This is a genomic window from Pseudomonas sp. HR1, assembly GCF_030175875.1.
Taxonomy (GTDB): domain Bacteria; phylum Pseudomonadota; class Gammaproteobacteria; order Pseudomonadales; family Pseudomonadaceae; genus Chryseomonas; species Chryseomonas oryzihabitans.
This window is the reverse complement of sequence record NZ_JASNRF010000002.1, coordinates 36,789-55,002: the sequence shown is the minus strand read 5'-3', so window position 1 is coordinate 55,002 and position 18,214 is coordinate 36,789. Positions and strand designations below refer to the sequence as shown.

21 protein-coding genes and 3 pseudogenes are annotated in these 18,214 nt (G+C 61.4%); 9 read left to right on the top strand and 15 right to left on the bottom strand.

What is annotated here, in order from left to right:
* Nucleotides 1–8: 8 nt before the first annotated feature.
* Nucleotides 9–419 (bottom strand): PA2817 family protein, encoded by a 411-nt coding sequence (locus QKY98_RS07600; protein ID WP_284670615.1) that lies wholly within the window; start codon nt 417–419, stop codon nt 9–11.
* Nucleotides 420–561: 142 nt separating this feature from the next.
* Between QKY98_RS07600 and QKY98_RS07595 the strand changes: the two genes are divergently transcribed.
* The 3 genes from QKY98_RS07595 to queF are packed head-to-tail and all read left to right on the top strand — an operon-like array spanning nt 562 to nt 3,111.
* A complete protein-coding gene (locus tag QKY98_RS07595; protein ID WP_027599434.1) occupies nt 562–1,494 on the top strand; it encodes an ABC transporter ATP-binding protein in 933 nt (310 codons plus the stop codon).
* Nucleotides 1,491–2,270 (top strand): ABC transporter permease, encoded by a 780-nt coding sequence (locus tag QKY98_RS07590; protein WP_027599433.1) that lies wholly within the window; start codon nt 1,491–1,493, stop codon nt 2,268–2,270. Before QKY98_RS07595 ends, QKY98_RS07590 begins: the two co-directional genes overlap by 4 nt.
* A 13-nt stretch (nt 2,271–2,283) precedes the next feature.
* A complete protein-coding gene (gene queF / locus QKY98_RS07585) occupies nt 2,284–3,111 on the top strand; it encodes an NADPH-dependent 7-cyano-7-deazaguanine reductase QueF (RefSeq protein WP_284670614.1) in 828 nt (275 codons plus the stop codon).
* On the opposite strand, the gene QKY98_RS07580 is transcribed toward queF, so the two are convergent.
* Nucleotides 3,112–3,381 carry a DUF4404 family protein gene (locus QKY98_RS07580; RefSeq protein ID WP_007158392.1) on the bottom strand — a complete coding sequence of 90 codons (270 nt, stop codon included), beginning with the start codon at nt 3,379–3,381 and terminating at the stop codon, nt 3,112–3,114. It abuts the gene before it with no gap.
* 217 nt (nt 3,382–3,598) lie between these two features.
* On the opposite strand from QKY98_RS07580, the gene QKY98_RS07575 reads away from it, so the two are divergent.
* Nucleotides 3,599–4,225: an MlaA family lipoprotein gene (locus QKY98_RS07575; protein WP_376781520.1), complete on the top strand. Its 627-nt coding sequence runs from the start codon at nt 3,599–3,601 to the stop codon at nt 4,223–4,225.
* Between the two features lie 56 nt (nt 4,226–4,281).
* On the opposite strand, the gene QKY98_RS07570 is transcribed toward QKY98_RS07575, so the two are convergent.
* On the bottom strand, nt 4,282–4,581 hold the full coding sequence (locus QKY98_RS07570) for a PilZ domain-containing protein (RefSeq protein WP_144944946.1): 300 nt from the start codon (nt 4,579–4,581) through the stop codon (nt 4,282–4,284).
* A 204-nt stretch (nt 4,582–4,785) separates the two neighbouring features.
* Between QKY98_RS07570 and rssB the strand changes: the two genes are divergently transcribed.
* Nucleotides 4,786–5,970 carry a two-component system response regulator RssB gene (gene rssB, locus QKY98_RS07565; RefSeq protein ID WP_284670613.1) on the top strand — a complete coding sequence of 395 codons (1,185 nt, stop codon included), beginning with the start codon at nt 4,786–4,788 and terminating at the stop codon, nt 5,968–5,970.
* The gene (gene rssC, locus QKY98_RS07560; protein ID WP_007158388.1) at nt 5,967–6,449 is read left to right on the top strand and encodes an anti-sigma factor antagonist RssC; all 483 of its coding nucleotides are present in this window, start codon (nt 5,967–5,969) and stop codon (nt 6,447–6,449) included. The genes rssB and rssC overlap by 4 nt, the downstream gene beginning before the upstream one ends.
* Before the next feature lie 12 nt (nt 6,450–6,461).
* Here the strand turns inward: rssC and tal are convergent, their stop codons facing one another.
* From tal to QKY98_RS07500, 12 genes and pseudogenes are all read right to left on the bottom strand, one after another.
* Nucleotides 6,462–7,388, bottom strand: coding sequence for a transaldolase (gene tal / locus QKY98_RS07555; RefSeq protein ID WP_027599427.1), 927 nt, complete (start codon nt 7,386–7,388; stop codon nt 6,462–6,464).
* A 47-nt stretch (nt 7,389–7,435) separates the two neighbouring features.
* Entirely contained in the window at nt 7,436–8,446 is a 1,011-nt protein-coding gene (gene dusA / locus QKY98_RS07550) for a tRNA dihydrouridine(20/20a) synthase DusA (RefSeq protein WP_284670612.1), read from the bottom strand.
* Between the two features lie 338 nt (nt 8,447–8,784).
* Nucleotides 8,785–9,249, bottom strand: a complete 465-nt coding sequence (locus QKY98_RS07545; protein WP_309545655.1) for a phage baseplate assembly protein V — start codon at nt 9,247–9,249, stop codon at nt 8,785–8,787.
* Between the two features lie 77 nt (nt 9,250–9,326).
* Entirely contained in the window at nt 9,327–10,139 is an 813-nt protein-coding gene (locus tag QKY98_RS07540) for a hypothetical protein (protein WP_284670611.1), read from the bottom strand.
* Between the two features lie 145 nt (nt 10,140–10,284).
* The gene (locus QKY98_RS07535; protein ID WP_284670610.1) at nt 10,285–11,064 is read right to left on the bottom strand and encodes a reverse transcriptase family protein; all 780 of its coding nucleotides are present in this window, start codon (nt 11,062–11,064) and stop codon (nt 10,285–10,287) included.
* A 192-nt stretch (nt 11,065–11,256) separates the two neighbouring features.
* Nucleotides 11,257–11,708 (bottom strand): annotated as a pseudogene (locus tag QKY98_RS07530) (phage virion morphogenesis protein).
* Nucleotides 11,701–12,230: pseudogene (locus QKY98_RS07525) on the bottom strand (phage tail protein). Before QKY98_RS07525 ends, QKY98_RS07530 begins: the two co-directional pseudogenes overlap by 8 nt.
* A pseudogene (gene lysC, locus QKY98_RS07520) lies at nt 12,227–12,405 on the bottom strand (Rz1-like lysis system protein LysC); the annotation flags it as partial. The pseudogenes lysC and QKY98_RS07525, both read right to left, overlap by 4 nt.
* Before the next feature lie 303 nt (nt 12,406–12,708).
* A complete protein-coding gene (lspA, locus tag QKY98_RS07515) occupies nt 12,709–13,209 on the bottom strand; it encodes a signal peptidase II (protein WP_284670609.1) in 501 nt (166 codons plus the stop codon).
* A gap of 236 nt (nt 13,210–13,445) precedes the next feature.
* Nucleotides 13,446–14,009 carry a fasciclin domain-containing protein gene (locus tag QKY98_RS07510; protein WP_284670608.1) on the bottom strand — a complete coding sequence of 188 codons (564 nt, stop codon included), beginning with the start codon at nt 14,007–14,009 and terminating at the stop codon, nt 13,446–13,448.
* Nucleotides 14,010–14,083: 74 nt separating this feature from the next.
* A complete protein-coding gene (locus tag QKY98_RS07505; protein WP_284670607.1) occupies nt 14,084–14,788 on the bottom strand; it encodes an anti-sigma factor in 705 nt (234 codons plus the stop codon).
* Entirely contained in the window at nt 14,785–15,360 is a 576-nt protein-coding gene (locus tag QKY98_RS07500) for a sigma-70 family RNA polymerase sigma factor (protein ID WP_156045006.1), read from the bottom strand. The genes QKY98_RS07505 and QKY98_RS07500 overlap by 4 nt, the downstream gene beginning before the upstream one ends.
* 345 nt (nt 15,361–15,705) lie before the next feature.
* On the opposite strand from QKY98_RS07500, the gene QKY98_RS07495 reads away from it, so the two are divergent.
* The 3 genes from QKY98_RS07495 (at nt 15,706) to QKY98_RS07485 (ending at nt 18,214) form a co-directional block, all read left to right on the top strand.
* Nucleotides 15,706–16,446 carry a response regulator gene (locus tag QKY98_RS07495; RefSeq protein ID WP_027599379.1) on the top strand — a complete coding sequence of 247 codons (741 nt, stop codon included), beginning with the start codon at nt 15,706–15,708 and terminating at the stop codon, nt 16,444–16,446.
* A gap of 2 nt (nt 16,447–16,448) precedes the next feature.
* Nucleotides 16,449–17,510, top strand: a complete 1,062-nt coding sequence (locus QKY98_RS07490) for a sensor histidine kinase (RefSeq protein ID WP_284670606.1) — start codon at nt 16,449–16,451, stop codon at nt 17,508–17,510.
* 101 nt (nt 17,511–17,611) lie between these two features.
* Nucleotides 17,612–18,214: an EF-hand domain-containing protein gene (locus tag QKY98_RS07485; protein ID WP_284670605.1), complete on the top strand. Its 603-nt coding sequence runs from the start codon at nt 17,612–17,614 to the stop codon at nt 18,212–18,214.

Here is an 18,214-nt window from a genome sequence, read left to right as displayed (position 1 = left end):
TCGGCGTTTCAGTGGCGCGCGGCGTCGTCCGGCAGGGCCATCAGGCGCTGTTCCTGCGCCCAGTCGAAGGCCTCGCCGCGGGATTCCGCTTCGTGGCGACGCTCGTCCAGTCGCTGGTAGAGCGCCAGCTCTTCGTCCGGCATGAAGTGCAGGCAATCGCCGCCAAAGAACCACAGCAGGTCGCGCGGCACCCGATGAGCGATCTGCGGATAGCGGCTGAAGATCTGGCTGAGCAGGTCCTGGCCGAGATAGGCGTACTCTTCGGGCGCCCGCGGCAGGCCGGCGACCAGTTCGTCGAAGCGGTCGAGGAACAGCGCGTGGTTCTCCGAGGGCACCTGCTCGGCCGCGCCGACGTCGGCCAGGACCGCACGCAGCTGGGCGAGGAGGGCAACGTGGTGGGCGAGATAGGAAGTGGCCATGGGTGTCTCCTGAAAAAGCGGCTGCGCAGTATAGGGGCACTGTCCGACGTTGTCTGGTTCGACTAGGATCGAACCTTTGCCCTCTGCCGGGGTTATAGGAAGTAGCACTTTTCTTTGCGAATCAGTTCTTGCCGGGAGGCACATGAGTCTAGCTCTCTCCATTCGTGGTCTGACCAAGACCTACAACAACGGCTTCACCGCGCTCAAGGGCATCGACCTCGACGTGGTCGAAGGCGATTTCTTCGCGCTGCTCGGTCCCAACGGAGCGGGCAAGTCGACCACCATCGGCATCCTCTCGACCCTGGTCAACAAGTCCGGCGGCGAAGTCTCGGTGTTCGGCAACGACCTGGACAAGGATCCGGCGGGCCTCAAGCGCTGCCTCGGCGTGGTGCCCCAGGAATTCAACTTCAACCAGTTCGAGAAGGCCTTCGACATCCTGGTGACCCAGGCGGGCTACTACGGCATCCCGGCGCGGATCGCCGGCGAGCGGGCCGAGGAGTACCTGACCCAGCTCGGCCTGTGGGACAAGCGTGACACCCCCTCGCGCATGCTCTCCGGTGGCATGAAGCGGCGCTTGATGATCGCCCGCGCCCTGATCCACAAGCCGCGCCTGCTGATCCTCGACGAACCCACCGCCGGCGTGGACATCGAGCTGCGCCGCTCCATGTGGAATTTCCTCACCGAGCTGAACGGGCAGGGGACCAGCATCATCCTCACCACCCACTATCTCGAAGAGGCCGAACAGCTCTGCCGCAACATCGCCATCATCGACCATGGCGAGCTGGTCGAGCACACCAGCATGCGCAAGCTGCTGCAGAAGCTCAATGTCGAGACCTTCATCGTCGACGTGGTCCAGCCGCTGACGGCGGCGCCGCAACTGGAAGGCTATCCGACCCGGCTGCTGGGCGATCACTCCTTCGAGGTGGCCATCGACAAGGCCAGCGGGGTCAATGCCCTGTTCCGCCAGCTGGACGCCGCCGGCATCCAGGTGCAGAGCCTGAGAAACAAAGCCAATCGCCTGGAGGAGCTGTTTGTCTCCCTGGTGGAAAAGAATCTAGCCAAGGTCGCCCGATGAGTACCGAATTCCAAGCCAACCTGGTGGCGCTGCGGACCATCGTCCATCGCGAAGTGCGCCGCTTCACCCGCATCTGGGCGCAGACACTGCTGCCTCCGGCGATCACCATGGTCCTGTACTTCGTGATCTTCGGTAACCTGATCGGCAATCGAATCGGCGGCATGGGTGGCTTCACCTACATGCAGTACATCGTGCCGGGCCTGATCATGATGTCGGTGATCACCAACGCCTACAGCAACGTGGTCTCCAGCTTCTTCAGCAGCAAGTTCCAGCGCTCGGTGGAAGAACTGCTGGTCTCGCCGGTGTCGCCCCACGTCATCCTCATCGGCTATGCCATGGGCGGCATCCTGCGTGGCCTGGCCGTGGCGGCCATCGTCAGCGTGCTGTCGCTGTTCTTTACCCACATGCAGGTGCACCACCTGGGCATCATGCTGCTGGTGATCATCCTCACCGCGGCGATCTTCGCCCTGGGCGGCTTCATCAACGCCGTTTACGCGCGCAACTTCGACGACATCTCCATCGTGCCGACCTTCGTGCTGACGCCCCTGACCTACCTGGGCGGGGTCTTCTATTCCATCGACCTGCTGCCGGCCTTCTGGCAGAAGGTGTCCCTGGTCAATCCGATCCTGCACATGGTCAACGCCTTCCGCTACGGCATCCTCGGGGTGTCCGACATCCGCATCGGGGTGGCGATCGCCTTCATGCTGGTCGCCGTGGTCGTGCTTTATCTGGTCAGCATCCGTCTGCTCGTGAGCGGGCGCGGCATGCGTCATTGAGTGTCTGAGCGTCATGCATAGCGTAGAACAATCGCCCCTGGGCAAAAGCACCGAGTACGTCAGCCAGTATGCCCCGGAGCTGCTGTATCCGATCCCGCGGGCGCCCAAGTGGGCGGAGCTGGGGCTGGACGGGCAGGGCCTGCCGTTTCGCGGCGTGGACATCTGGACCTGCTACGAGCTGTCCTGGCTGCTGCCGTCCGGCAAGCCGGTGGTGGCCATCGGCGAATTCGCCATTCCTGCCGATTCGCCGAACATCATCGAGTCCAAGTCCTTCAAGCTCTACCTCAATTCCCTGAACCAGTCGGCGTTCGCCAGCCTGGCCGACGTCGAAGCCGTGCTGGTCAGGGACCTGAGCGCCGCTGCCGGGGGGACCGTCGGTGTCAGCCTGGTGTCGCTGGACGACTGGGCGGCCCGTGGTATGCAACGCCCCGATGGCCAGTGCGTCGATGACCTGGATATCGGCCTGGATCGCTACGCCCACCCGCAGCCTGAACTGCTGAGCGTGGGTGAAGCCCGGGATAGTCAGAGGTTTTACAGCCACTTGCTCAAGTCGAATTGCCCGGTGACCGGCCAGCCGGACTGGGGCACCGTGGTGATCGAGTACGAAGAGGGGTTGGCACTGGAGGCGGCTAGTCTGCTGCGCTACCTGGTCGCCTTCCGCCAGCATGCGGATTTCCACGAGCAGTGCGTCGAGCGCATCTATCTGGATCTGTGGCGGCTGCTCAAGCCGGCGAAGCTGACCGTGTTCGCCCGCTATGTGCGGCGTGGCGGGCTGGACATCAATCCCTACCGAAGCAGTGACGCCATCCAGCCCGCCGCGGAGCGTTACGTTCGGCAGTGATCAGATGCCCATGCTGCTCAGGCTGTTCATGATCGAGCGGAGCGTGCCGGCCATGGTTGGGTGACTGACCTCGAAGCGCTCTACGGCCAGATTGACGCCTTCCACCAGACTGCCATCCCGGGTATGGGTGGCATCTTCGTTGGCCAGCTGGAATTCGATGTCCCGGATCAGCAGTTCCAGTTCCTCCCGGTCCTCGGGCGAGGCGGGTGGGTCCTGGTCCAGCTGATGGCGGAGGTGGTCGAGTTGTTCCTGCAGATGAGAGGTGGTCATGGCGTTTCTCCTGTGTCCGGACTCTTTGACCGCAACGTTGGGTCAAAGATCGAGTGACTGAGCCTGGCCCTAAGCCAAACTGGCAAAGCTATGACTATAATCGGCGCCTTTCAGGCGTCTGAGTTCAACGAGGAGAGAAGCGATGACGGTCGAGCGACGTGGTTCCAGGGTCTGGGGAGCGCTCCTTGCAACGGCCCTGACGTTTGCCGGTCAGGCGATGGCGGCCGAAGCCGAGAATCCCGATCCCTGGGAAGGCTTCAACCGCAAGATCTTCGTGTTCAACGATACCCTGGACACCTATGCCCTCAAGCCGGTCGCCCAAGGCTATCAGCGCTTCACGCCCGGCTTCGTGCAGACCGGCGTGAGCAACTTCTTCAACAATTTGGGTGATGTGCGCAACCTGGCCAACGATCTGCTGCAAGGCAAGGTCGAGCACGCCGGGGTCGATACCGCGCGCCTGCTGATGAACACCACCCTGGGTGGTCTCGGCCTGGTCGACGTGGCCACCAAGGCCGGCCTGCAGCGCAACGACGAAGACTTTGGCCAGACCCTGGGCAAGTGGGGTGCGAGCAGCGGTCCCTACCTGGTCCTGCCGTTCTTCGGCCCCAGCAGCGTGCGTGACGGCCTCGGTCGCATCCCGGACAGCTACACCAGCGCCTATCCCTATGTGGACGATGTCGCCGTACGCAACAGCGCCTTCGCCCTCAGCACCGTCGACACCCGCGCCGGTTTGCTGCAGGCCGAGCGCCTGATCACCGGCGACAAGTACGTGTTCATTCGCAACGCCTACCTGCAGACCCGTGAGTTCAAGGTCAAGGATGGCCAGGTGGTCGACGACTTCTAGTCCCGGCCCCAATGAAAAAGGCAGCCCAAGGGCTGCCTTTTTTGTAGCCAAAGCGCCTAGCGCATTTCCAGCACCGACAGGCCCAGCAGCTGCTTGCCCGAATCGGTGGCCTGGACCCGCAGGACCTCGGCGTCCGCTTCCAGGCCGGGGAGTTCGGCATGGCTGGAGGGGATGAGCACGGTTACCTTGTCGCCGACCTGCAGGCGGGTGGCGGCCTCGATCTGGAAACCGGTGCTGGACAGATCGACGCAGCGCGCCTCGAAGGAGGCGTCGCCGACCTTCAATACGGCCTGGGAGTCGACGTGCATGCGAATGAAATCGCGCTTTTCACTGTAAGAACGGTCGATGGTACTCATGGCAATCCTACTGCTTGGGAGGATGGAAGGTGGTTTGTTGGAGGTATAAACTCCATAAAGGCACCCTGTAAAGAAATTCCATCCGGTTGGCAAGCTTGAACGCCCCGGTGGATGGGAGTAGTGTCTCCGCCGTGTCGTAATCACCGTGGCCCGTGTCGGATCCTGTCCGCCGGTTTGCCGTTCGGGTGCATGCCTGGATCCTCTATGTCTAATTCGCCTGCCACGCTCTTGATCATTGACGATGACGAGGTGGTTCGCCTCAGTCTCGCCGACTATCTCGAAGACAGTGGCTTCAATGTTCTGCAGGCCAGCAATGGCCAGCAGGGCCTGGAAATGTTCGAGCGCGAACAGCCCGACCTCATCATCTGCGACCTGCGCATGCCGCAGGTCGATGGGCTGACGCTGCTGCGCCGCATCAGCGAGCTGTCCATCGATACGCCGGTGCTGGTACTGTCCGGCGCCGGTGTCATGAGTGACGTCGTGGAAGCCCTGCGCCTGGGCGCCGCCGATTACCTGATCAAGCCGCTGGAAGACCTGATGGTGCTCGAGCACTCGGTCAACCGTGCCCTGGATCGCGCCCGCCTGCGCCTGGAAAACGATCGCTACCGGGTCAAGCTGGAAAACACCAATCGTGAGCTGCAGGCCAGTCTGAGCCTGTTGCAGGAAGACCAGAACGCCGGACGCCACGTGCAGATGAACATGCTGCCGGTGACGCCCTGGGAAACTGAGGGGCTGAACTTCGCCCACGAGATCATCCCTTCGCTGTACCTGTCCGGCGATTTCGTCGACTACTTTCGCATCGACGAGCACCGCGTCGCCTTCTATCTGGCCGACGTCTCCGGCCATGGCGCCTCGTCGGCCTTCGTGACCGTGCTGCTCAAGTTCATGACCACGCGCCTGCTCTACGAGTCCAAGCGCAACGGCACCCTGCCCGAATTCAAGCCCTCGGATGTGCTCGGCCACATCAACAGGGGTCTACTGGATTGCAAATTGGGCAAGCACGTGACCATGCTGGGTGGCGTCATCGACGAAACCACGGGTACCCTGGCGTACAGCATCGGTGGCCATCTGCCCTTGCCGGTCCTGCATACCCCGGAAGAAACGCGGTTCCTGGTCGGCAAGGGGCTGCCGGTCGGCCTGTTCCAGGAGGCGGCCTACAATGACCACCAGATGGATCTGCCCGAGCGTTTCAGCCTGACCCTCTTTTCGGATGGCATCTTCGACCTGCTGCCGGGAGACAATTTGAAAGAGAAAGAACAAAGCTTGCCCGACTACGTCCGCCGCGCTGGCGGTACACTGGCAGGCCTGAGCGAAGCCCTGGATCTGGCATCCGTCACCGAGATGCCCGACGATATCGCTTTGCTGGTGTTGAGCAGGAACCTGGCATGAGCACCGGAAAAATCCAATTTGCCGAGCAGGATGGCACCTTCGTCCTGAAGTTTACCGGCGAGGTGCGTCTGACCCTCTGCTCGGCGCTGGACGCGACCATCGAGCACATCTTCTCGTCGCTGAATTTCTCGTCCATCGTCATCGATCTGACCGAGACGCAGAGCATCGACAGCACCACGCTGGGCCTGCTGGCCAAGCTGTCGATCCTGTCGCGGCAGCGCATCGGGCTGCTGCCCATGCTGACCACCAACAACCCGGACATCCTGCGCCTGCTGGATTCCATGGGCTTCGATCAGGTGTTCAATATCGTCGAGACCGTATTGCCTTGCCCGGATTGCCTGACCGACCTGCCACCGCAGGACCAGTCCGAAGCCGAGGTGCGCAGTCGCGTGCTTGAAGCCCATCGGGTGTTGATGGGCCTCAATGAATCCAACCGCAATGCCTTTCGCGATCTGGTCAGTGCCCTCGAAAGGCACTGACCGCGTCAGCTCTTAGCGCTTGCCGGGCAGCAGCACTTCCAGCTTTTCCTGATCGCGCGCGAACTGGCGAATGCCTTCGGCCAGCTTTTCGGTGGCCATGGCGTCTTCGTTGTGCGCCCAGCGGAAGGCCGCCTCGTTCAGCTGCTGCTTGGGCTCACCGCCCTTGCTGTCGGCGGTCAGCACGCGCGGCAGGTCGCCCTGGGCTTCCGACAGCTGCTGCAGCAACTCGGGGCTGATGGTCAGGCGGTCGCAGCCGGCCAACTGCTCGATCTGGTTCAGGTTGCGGAAGCTGGCACCCATCACCACGGTGTCGTAGCCATTGGCCTTGTAGTACTGGTAGATGCGGGTCACGGACTTCACGCCCGGATCTTCCGCGCCTTCGTAGTCACGGCCTTCGGCCTTCTTGTACCAGTCGTAGATGCGACCGACGAAGGGCGAGATCAGGAACACGCCGGCGTCGGCGCACGCGGCGGCCTGGGCGAAGGAGAACAGCAGGGTCAGGTTGGTCTGGATGCCTTCCTTCTCCAGTTGCTCGGCGGCGCGGATGCCTTCCCAGGTGGAGGCGATCTTGATCAGCACGCGATCCTTGCCGATGCCGGCCTTCTCGTACAGCTCGATCAGGCGGTGGGCGCGATCCAGGGTGGCGCTGGTGTCGAAGGACAGGCGCGCGTCCACCTCGGTGGAGATGCGACCAGGGATCAGCTTGAGAATCTCGCCACCGACGGCCACGGCGAAGCGATCGCAGGCCAGGCCGATGTCACCATTGGCGCCGCTGAAGGCGGCCTGCAGGTGCTCTTCGTAGCGGGGCAGGGCAGCGGCCTTGAGCAGCAGCGACGGGTTGGTGGTGGCGTCGTAGGGCTTGAGGCGGGCGATGGCGTCCAGATCGCCGGTATCGGCGACGACCGTGGTGTATTGCTTGAGTTGTTCCAGCTTGCTCATGGCAGGTCTTTCCTTCGGTTAGCGAATGGACATCGTGGAGACGTGACTCAGTGGCCCCTGAGAAGTTCAGTGGCCTCGTCATACAGGCGCAGCGGTTCAGGGCTGCGATGCAGATCGGTGGACAGCAGTTGACGGAAGCGCCGCGCGCCGGGAAACCCCTGCGCCAGGCCCAGGATATGGCGGGTGACGTGGTGGATGAGGCCACCCTGTTGCAGATGCGCCTCGACATAGGGCCGCAGTTGCAGCATGACGTCATGGCGGGTCTGTTGCGGACGGTCGCAGCCGTAGAGCGCCGCATCCACCTCGGCCAGCAGATAGGGATTCTGGTAGGCCTCGCGACCCAGCATCACCCCATCGAAGACCTCCAGCTGCTCGCGGCAGGTGTCCAGGGTCTTGATGCCGCCATTCAGGATGAACTCGAGATCCGGAAAATCCTGCACCAGCTGCGCGGCCACATCGTAGCGCAGCGGCGGGATCTCGCGATTCTGCTTGGGCGACAGCCCTTCGAGGATGGCGATGCGCGCGTGTACGGTGAAGCTGCGGCAACCGGCCTCGGCAACCTGGCCGACGAAGTCCCGCAGGGCGTCGTAGCTGTCCCGCCCGGAGATGCCGATGCGGTGCTTGACCGTCACCGGGATGGCCACGGCATCGCGCATCGCCTTGACGCTGTCGGCCACCCGCTCGGGATAGGCCATCAGGCAGGCGCCGATCATGTTGTTCTGCACCCGGTCGCTGGGGCAGCCGACGTTCAGATTGATCTCGTCATACCCCGCCTGCTCACCCAGCCGCGCCGCGGCGGCCAACTCGGCCGGCACGCTGCCACCCAGCTGCAGCGCCAGGGGATGCTCGGTCTCGTCATGGCGCAGGAAGCGCTGGGCATCGCCATGCAGCAAGGCGCCGGTGGTGACCATCTCGGTATAGAGCAGGGCATGCTGGGACAGCAGGCGGTGGAAATAGCGGCAGTGACGGTCCGTCCAGTCCATCATGGGCGCCACGGAGAAGCGGCGGGACGGCTCAAGGCGCGTGGTTGCTGGCGGTAGGGCGGTTGTGGCAAGCATTCGGAGACTTCGTGTGTAGCACTGTTTTGCCCCGATTCAGCGTGCTTTCCCCGGCTTAGTGCTGAATCTAAGCACTCGGAAAAAACGTGTGGCACTCGGTGGCAGACGGGAAGGATGGCACGGCGAGAAAGCGCTAGGGCGTGAATGTTTATGCCCTAATCCGACTGCGCCGCGAGAGGGAAACAGTCTATCAAGAATCCCGGGTTTCTGATCGAGCGGCGACCGTCCCAGCTTCTGTGGCGTACAGCTGAAGCGACTAGTGCGATGAAAGCCTCAGATTTTTAGCTGCATGACTGCGCGCCAGCATCTGCGTTGGCTATCGCCTTGCCCAGCAGCGCTTACGCTGCTGATCTATTCCCTGGTGGCCGGTAGGGCCCACGATCTTGATGCCGCCAGGTCTGGCCAGATCTATGACGCCGCTGGCGGGTAGGATGGCGCGGGCGTTGGGCCTCGCTGTCGTACTCGACGACGGCGCCGTCCGGGTAGGTGCGGCGGTGCGGGTAGGCGCGATCGCCGTTGGCAGGAATGAGGGCGCTAAACAGGCCGGTGATGGAGATGCACTGGGCGGTCTGACCGCTCGGGCTGAGGACCAAGACCTGCTCGCCCAAGGTGTGCGGATCCAAGTCGCGGGTGGTGCCAGCGCGCAGGGCGGGCCAGGGCAGCCAGCCGGTCAGCAGCTCGCTGCTCTGAACCCGAACCCGGGAAGGGCGCTTGTCTTGGAGACTGCCATGGTCGACCTCGGCGATGGTGCCGAGGCGGATCAGGTTCTCGATGAGGCGGGAGAGGGCGGCGATGTCGGTCATGCCGCGGAGGATGGCTTTGTAATGTGAGGCGCGCAGTAGTCTGCTTATGTAACGTTAGGATCTACAAAGTCGAGGATCTATTTATTCGACGTGTATCGCGCTGCGATCTCAATAATTTGATCAAAGGTAGGTATAAAGCCGCTAAAATCCATGTCGTCGAATGGCGCGGTTTTTGATGATATATAATCTGCGAACTTATTTTTTGGGAGTGCTACATTTGTTTTTGTAGTAATGTCAATTACTGCGTCGTCCAGTATGAGTGCTTTTTTGTTTGGATGCTTTTGGAATACTAATTTGTCGGGATCCCGGTGGCATTGATTGTCGTCAAATTCTGAATTGGAATATAGCCGTCGGCCCTCTTGGTCGTACTGATAAAGCTGTTCATCTCTATATAAGTGTTCTATGCAAAAAGATGTTAAGGTTCGAAATTCAGGTGCGGGTATAATTAGACTCCAAACATTATTTCCATGATCTTTATATGTTCTGGTGGAGCCGCCCATTGACTCAGTTATTTCTTTTTCGTCTCTGTCGAATAGGCAGATTGTCAGGTGTTTTTGAGTTGCGGCACATAACGTCTCGCAAAGTGATCTAAGAGCGGCGCTTCCTTGTTTCTTACTGTCAGTCGAAGTTTCTCTGAATACTAGATTGAGCTCGGTAAACAGTCCTTGAGACTTGAGGGATAGTAAAGCGTTTTCAAGGTGTTTTCTGTCTGTAATACCCTCGGAATAGATGTGGATTTCCTCCCTAACGAAATCAATAGCATTCTGCTCGTTGAATTTGAAGGTGGGGTCAAGACTTTTGAGCTTCTTGGCTAGCCCAATGTAAACCGGATCGCTATAGCCTTTGACATGGCCGACGTGGTTGATTTGCCCACGAAGTACCCATCGCATTCTTGGCTGATTATCCCCATGGGGACTTTGGCGAAAGATATGCTTAAGCCAGTATTCCTCTGCGCTCTCTAAGCCATATTTGCGCCAAGATTAGAGGGTTGCTCGGATGCTTTTGATGTATTCTCGAGGTGTATTTGTTTTTCTGTTAACAATAACCCCCTGCTACTATTTGTCTTTCGGCCCGGCTTCTGAGAGTGATTTTTTCTTTGTTGGGTGAGAATCCTGCATCATAAATTGTTGATAATATTTGGGGGTTCAGTTCAACAGATCCATCGCTTTTCTTTTCGGCAATAGCATTTGGAAAAATTGCGCCATTATTGGAAATAAAAATGTCGTCGGCATATCTGGAGTAATAGCATTTGTTCTTCGCCGATATCTCTTTCAGTTTGTAATCCAGGCCGCGACAAATAATATTGCTGAGTAGAGGGCTTACAGGTGAGCCCTGAGTGAGATGGCCATCTTTAGTGCAGATCATGCTAAGTGTTCGAGAGGCATTTTCGGACATCGAAAATGGTTGGCTCGCAAAGAGCCCTTTGAGCCTTTCAAATGTGATTGTGTTGAAAAAGTCTACAAGGTCTATGCGTAGGATCCATCTTTGACCCTTGTGCAAATCAGCGTTCTCTACGATTCCACGCTTTTTGATGTAAGCAAATACGCATGATCTTGGTTTGTAGTAAGGATCGAGTTTTAAAAGGACTTGCCTATGAATATCCTTCAAGCCCTTAATTGGGGCATCGATCTTTCTAAGCCCGCCGCTTCTTTTTTTTATTTCAAAAGTGGTGTATTTTTTTCGGTCATCGAGGTGGTAAGCATAATAAGTCAGCTTATTGACTTTGATTTCTAAAAAATCAGCTAATTCTTTGTTGTTTTTGATTTTTATAGGTGGCTGAAGAGGAAGATCTAGAAACTCGTCAGGCTTTGCCAAGAGGACTATCCTATGTCTAAGGCAGAAGGGCTGCCCAAGGCTCCAACCCCGCCATGACACATTGGCGGCAGACTGCTCTCGCAGAGAGTCAAAGGTAAAAGCACTACAAGCCGAGACGAATACATCTCAGAATTGCGAGCCTTGGACAGCCCAAGCTGGATCTTATGCGATTTTTTATGAGACTGGAATATCTTAATCGATGGTGATGCGGTCCGAAATAAAGTCTCTCAATACCGTCAGATCCTTTGTCGCAAGCCCTAAGATCTCGCGCTGCGCATAGTGAATCGTTGGCGCCTCACGCTCTGCTCGATCTTTCAGACCATACTGATGGACACGAGCGATCCGCGAAACCCGTCCTGCAAAGCCCACCACTACCTCCTGCGGGGTCCCTTTTCCCCTAAGATATCGTGCCATTCTGAGCTTCTCGAACATCTTCCCTTGACCCGCCCCTTCTTTCCACGCAGTTCCCGCGGCTTGCGCGGGGCATAGGGCGAGCCATCGGGGTTCTTCTGAGCACGAATGCGTTGTTGCTGGCTGTGGCGGATCTGTTGGGCGGCCTTGCGTGCCAGCTGCGCCCGACTACGTCCATCCAGCTTCTGCAGCAGCGGCGAAAGCCAAGTCTCCAGCGCCTCGAGGTCAGCCACGGCTACGGCCCGGGATAGGTGTTTCCAGGGCGAGGGCGTCGCCGGCGGATCCGGACTGCCACTCGGCGAGCAGCTCGCCGCCGGTAAAGACCTGCCAGGTGGCCGGCTCTTGGTACTCGGTGTATTGCGGCTCCGGTGCGTGGCTGAGCTGGTAGGTGCTATCGGGCTGATGCTTGACGACCACGCGCTCGGTGAGCGGCAGGGTGATGGCCAGGTCCACCTTGGAGTTGTCCAGGATGTCGGCCTCGAAGCCGATGCCCTGGGCGGACTTGTCCAGGTTGACCAGGAGCTCGGACTGGTTCGCCCTGACCAGGCCAGCAGCGGCAGCATCACGGGCTCCAGATGGCCGGCGAAGTCGGCGAGGATGATCTGCAGCTTGTAGCCGTACTCCCAGGATAGGCTGGCCGCGGCGGTGCAGCGCAGCTTGCCCTTGTCGTCGAAGACCAGTAGCTGGTCAGGGCTGTGGTGCAGCTCCGGCACGGCGCCGAGCAAGTGAGCGCGCAGGCTCTCGGGCTTGTTCATGGGTGGGCCTGCTGAGCGTCATAGACCATATCGACCTGGCCAGCGCAGTTGGCCCAGGCAGCTTCCAGGGCCTCGCTGTCGTCCACGAGCTCGCAGTTATTGCGCGGGTTGATCGATGGCAGCTAGCAGCGGGTACCACTGGACAGCCACTCACGGTAAACCGCGGCTCCGGTGAAAGCCCGGTCAGACGGCGCGCCCGGCGCTCAAGGTGCTTTTCCTCACCGGCTATGCCGCTGTGGCCTTTCAGGACGAAGGGCAGCTCGGATCTGAGATGGCTGCTGACGGAGCCTTTTTTGGTTGATGCCTTTGCGGCTCAAGTCGATAGGCTATTAGGCAACTAGCCCTTTAGCCTGGTGCTGCTCACCGCAGTGCTGGACTGGCGAGTAAGACGGGACGAGCCTGAATGCTGCCCTATATGTGATCGCATTTTGCTTCCGTGGCTAGCCGCAGATAACTGCGCTGGTCGCTGCCCCGCAGATCAGGCTAGCGTCTTCTGTTCTTTCGAAAATCCTGACAGGGCCAGGTAGGCCACACCTGCCATGATCGCCACGTCTGCGAGGTTGAAGACGCCCGTATGGAGTGAACCTAGGTTCAGGACCAGGTAGTCGACAACGTGGCCTTCGCGAAAGAATCTATCGATGAGATTCGAACCGCCTCCAAGAGCGATCAGATACAAAGCCGCCGAGCGACCTGGGGACTGCTTCCAATGCGAGAGTGCCCAGTAGATAACGGCTGCCACAGCTGCCAGCGCGCAAAGGAAAATCACTGATTTCACTGTCGGCGGCAGATCCTGACCGATGCTGAGGAAGGCGCCAGGATTCAGACTCAGGACCACATCCATCCATAGGCTAGAGGTGCCTAGTCGATAGGAGGTTGCTGCAAGTTGAGCCAATGCAGCGAGCTTAATCAACTGGTCTACCGCTACAAAAGCCAGTCCCGCCCCTGCGATGGCCCAGAGGGTCCAAGTACTCCGCTTCATCTTAATCCCCGTCTATGTACGTTAGGCGGCGCCATGATCGCATCAAAGCTGCCTTTTAGCTCCACAGATGGGCATTTCTTCAAGCATTCAAAAGGCGCAGGGTTCGGGCGCGTCTCGCGCAGCTGGCTAGTCAGAATACGGTATAGTATTGCTCGCGACGGAAAAGGTAACCACCCGCGGGTCGATACCAAATAAAAGCGGACACCCCTCACAGGTGTCCGCGTTGTCCATGCCCGTTACTTCGGCATCAGCACGGTATCGACCACGTGGATCACGCCGTTGGACTGCATCACGTCGGCGATGGTGACGGCTGCCTTGCCGCCCTTGGCGTCGACCAGCCAAAGTTTGCCGTCATGCAGCTTCACGGTGAGGTCCTCGCCCTGGACGGTTTTCAGCTTGGTCATGCCGCCGTGCATCTTCGCCTCGGCCATCAGTTGCCTGGCGGTGTGGGTGCCGGGCACCACGTGGTAGGTCAGGATCTTGGTCAGGTCGGCCTTGTGCTCGGGCTTGACCAGGGTATCAACGGTGCCGGCCGGCAGCTTGGCGAAGGCTTCGTTAGTCGGGGCGAAGACGGTGAAGGGACCGCTGCCGTTGAGGGTGTCGACCAGACCTGCCGCCTTGACGGCCGCCACCAGCGTGGTGTGGTCCTTGGAGTTGACCGCATTCTCGACGATGGTCTTGGACGGGTACATGGGTGCACCGCCGACCATGACGGTATCGGCGGCGAAGCTGAGCGAGGCGGTGGCACCTAGGATCGCGAGACTGGCTACGATGGCGATGCGCTTGAGCAAGGTGTGCATGGTGCGTCTCCTGAGTTCTTCGGCCCTCCGGATGAGGGTGATGAATGTACGGAGCGGCCTGGTAAACGGATGCATCACAGCGCGATTATTTTTCCCTGGGCGATGACCGGTCCCGTGGGCGCGCCGGTAGGCGAGCCGGTTCGCGGTTCAAGGGAGACCGCAAGTACCGCTCCAGGCTTCAGTGCCGGTGCGAGCCCGGCGGGTACGGTCAGGGTCACGGCCGTAGCGTCCTGGAGCAGACCGAGCGAATGGGGTTTGCCATCCGCCGTGATGATCCAGGCCTCGGGACTCCTGTCTGGCCAATCCGGTTTACCGGCGGGTACGAACAGCAGTTGCCGACCATTCCCCTGCAGGGTGACGCTGAACGCCAAGCTGCCATTGCTCTGTTCCAGGCGGGCGAGCAGGGCGGGCGTCGCGACCTGGACCGGGCGCAGCAGCGCGAGCAGCGCCAGTACCAGGGCAGCGGCCAGTGCCAGCCCGGTCGTCCAGCGCCACAGGCGCGGATCGTTCCAGCGGCGGGTCGGCTCGGGTGCCGGTTGCTCCGTCGGAAAGAGCCGTTGCTGGATACCGTTCCAGACGTGAGCCGGCGGTTCGACGACCGGAAATTCATCGAGCCAGTCGGCGAAATGCCGCTGCCAGGCCGCCAGTTGCGCCTGGTAGGCAGGCTCCCGCCGCACGAGTTCTTCCACCTCCAGGCGTTCTTCGGCGGACAGTACGCCGAGGGCGTATTCCGCGATGAGCAGCGCGTGCCGGTCGTTAGGAGGGATGTCGTCGTTCATAGGCCCAGGCACGCTCGCAGTTGCAGGAGGCCACGCCGAATCCAGCTTTTCATCGTGCCAAGCGCGATGCGGTGGCGAGCGGCCAGCTCGGCATAGGAATAGCCCTCGAAGAAGGCGACCCGGATATAGGTCTGCTGGTCCTTGCCCAGGGTTTTCAGACAGAGATCGATCTGGCGACGCTGGCGATGGGCTTCGAAGTCTTCGGCGACGGACTGGGTCGCCGGCCACTCGGCCAGGCTGTCGAGCGGCTCGTGCCGACGCTGGGCACGGCGGCGATCGATGGCCTTGTGGCGCACCAGGGTCGCCATCCAGGTCAGGGCGCTGGACAGTGTGGCGTCGAAGGTGCCGGCCTTGAGCCAGATGGCGGTATAGGCCTCCTGCAGCACCTCTTCCGCCTCCGTGCGATCGCCCACGTACTGCAGGCACACGCCAAACAGCCGGCTCGAGGTCACGCGGTAGAGCGTTTCGAAGGCCAGGCGATTGCCCTGGCCGCAGGCCTGCAGCAGGACATTGAGCGCGACGGGCTCCGGGTTCGTTTCAGGGCTGGCCGATACGGCTGATCTGCTCGTCAAGGATGGCGTTCCGAAAGGAGGCACGGCAGTGTCTTGTTTTTGTTCGCTAAGGGCCGCGTTTCGCTGAGCGCTGAAGCGCGAGTCCTGACGGCTTTACTCTCCCAGCCCTCTAGAGGACGAGGGGCGATGGGTCCGATGTACCATCGAACGAATGGCTTCGCAATCGCGATCATCGTCGTGCGCCTACGGCGTCTCGCCTGCGGGTGGTTGGCTGCCTGGCAGGCTCTGGCTCCGTATCCGGCTCTTTACCACCTTTACACAAGCCTACATGCCAGGCCGTAGCTGCCCTGCAGGCTGAGCGGCTAGCATGCACGTCCAGATCGTCCGACTGTTCAGGTAGCCCCGATGTCGCTGTCATCCGAATCCCCGCGCTGGACCTCGCGCATCCTGCTGGTGGATGACGATCCGGCGATCCGCGAGTTGATCTGCGGCTATCTGGCGCGCTTCAGCATCAACGCCCGCGGGGTGGGTGATGGCCTGGAGATGCGCCGGGCGCTGGCGGAGGAGGCCTTCGACCTGGTGGTGCTGGATCTGATGCTGCCGGGGGAGGATGGGCTTTCCCTCTGTCGTTCGCTGCGGCGCGACAGCGGCATTCCCATCCTGATGCTGACCGCCCAGTGCGAGCCGGCGGATCGCATCATTGGCCTGGAGCTGGGCGCCGACGACTATATGGCCAAACCTTTCGAGCCCCGGGAGCTGGTGGCGCGGATCCAGTCGGTGCTGCGGCGGACCCAGGATGGCCGCGTGCCCCAGCGCAAGGCGCCGCGGACCAGTGTCAGCTTCGATGGCTGGAAGCTCGACGGCGTCCTGCACCAGCTGCATTCGCCGGCCGGGGTGATGGTGCCGCTGTCCAATGCCGAGGTACGGCTGCTGTGGGTGTTCATCGAGCAGCCGCGCCAGGTGCTGAGCCGCGAGCAACTGCTCGACGCCACCCGCGGGCGGGCAATCGAGGCTTTCGATCGCAGCATCGATCTGCAGGTGTCGCGGCTGCGCAGCAAGCTGGGTGATGACCCGCGGGCGCCGCAGTTGATCAAGACCGTGCGCGGCGAAGGCTATCTGTTCGATGCCAGGCAGATAGGGCACTAGCCGTGCGCCGCCTGGATACCCTGTTCGCCCGCCTGTTCGCGGTCTTTCTGCTGGCCATCCTGCTGGGCCATCTGCTGGCCTTTTTCTGGTTTCGGCATGGCCTCGGCGAGCGACCGCCGCCCCCGCCGCCGCCGCCCATGGAGGGCGAGGCCGGCTTTGATCGGCCACCTCCGCCCGGGCCTTTCCCGCACCGGGAACCCGGCGTGTGGCGGCACATCGAGTGGTTTCTCGGCGGCCCGCTGATCTTCCAGCTGGGCTCGCTGGTGATCGCCGCCTGGCTCGGGGCGCGGTTGCTGACCCGGCCGCTGCGCCAGTTGACCGAGACCGCCGAGCACCTGAGTCACAACCTCGATGGTTCGCCCATTCCCGTTACCGGGCCTTGGGAGACCCGCGAGGCCGCACGGGCGCTTAATCGCATGCACCAGCACCTGCTCGAACAGCTCCAGCAGCGCGGGCGCATGCTCACGGCCATCTCCCATGACCTGCGCACGCCCCTGGCGCGGGTGAAGCTGCGCATCGAGGACATCGACGATCCGCGCCTGCACGCCCGGGTCAGCCAGGACGTGGACGACATGATCGAGTTGCTCGACGGCACCCTGAGGTACCTGCGCGAACAGCACCGCCAGGAGCGCCCCATCCTCTGCGACGTCCAGGCACTGGTCGAGGCCATGGCCGAAGACGCGGCCGAGGAGGGCGCCCAGGTCGCCGTCCAGGGTAGCTGCCAGCCGCTGAAGGTGGCGCCCATGGCACTGCGCTCCTGCCTCGGCAATCTGCTGCAGAATGCCCTGCGCTACGCCGGCCAGGCGGAGATCCGCCTGAGCGAGCAGCCGGAGCGGCTGATCATCTCCATCCTCGACCGCGGGCCGGGCATACCGGCCCAGTATCGGGAAGCGGTGTTCGAACCCTTCTATCGCCTGGAGGGGTCGCGCAACCGATCCTCTGGCGGGACCGGGTTGGGGCTGGCCATCGCCCGGGAAGCGGCGGCGCACATGGGCGGCGAGCTGACCCTCGGCGAAACCCCCGGCGGCGGCCTGACCTGCCAGGTGGTGCTGCCACGCCCCTGATGTATCGCCCGGCATACAAAGTGACCAAACGGCTGACATCTACCCAGCGGATACTGGGAGGCGCGGAACACTGATGTCCGCATTTCCCGGGAGAGACATCCATGATCAGCGGAATAGGCAGTGGCTACTCCAGCTACTACAGCAGTGCCAGCGCGATCAAAGGCACTGGCGCGACAGCGTCCGGCAGTAGCGTCAGCGGCAGCGAAGATGGTAATCCGTTGAAGAAGCTGTTCGGCAAGCTCGACAGCGATGGCGACGGCTCCATCAGCAAGAGCGAACTCACCACCGCCGCCAGCGCGGCGAGCGATACCCAGACGGATACCGACGAGAGCGGGGATATCGACGTCGACAAGCTGCTCGGCATGCTCGACCAGGATGGCGATGGCAGCGTCGGCGAAAGCGAATTCGCCTCGGCCTTCGCGCCGCCGCCGGGTGGGCCTCAGGGGCAAAGGGGCACCGAAGAATCCAGCGATTCCAGCGATGCCGGCGTTGCCGGCCTGGGCGGTTCAGCGCCTCCGCGCATGCCGCCGCCACCGCCACCGCAGGGGGCGAGCGGGCAAGGGGACAGCGAGGCCGATTCCAGCACTCAGGACGCGTCGAGCCCCTACACGCAACTGGTCCAGGCGGTGTTGCGCCAGTACCAGAGCATCGGCAGCAACGGCAGCAGCACTGCCGCGGGCAGCACCTTGAACGTGGCCGCCTGA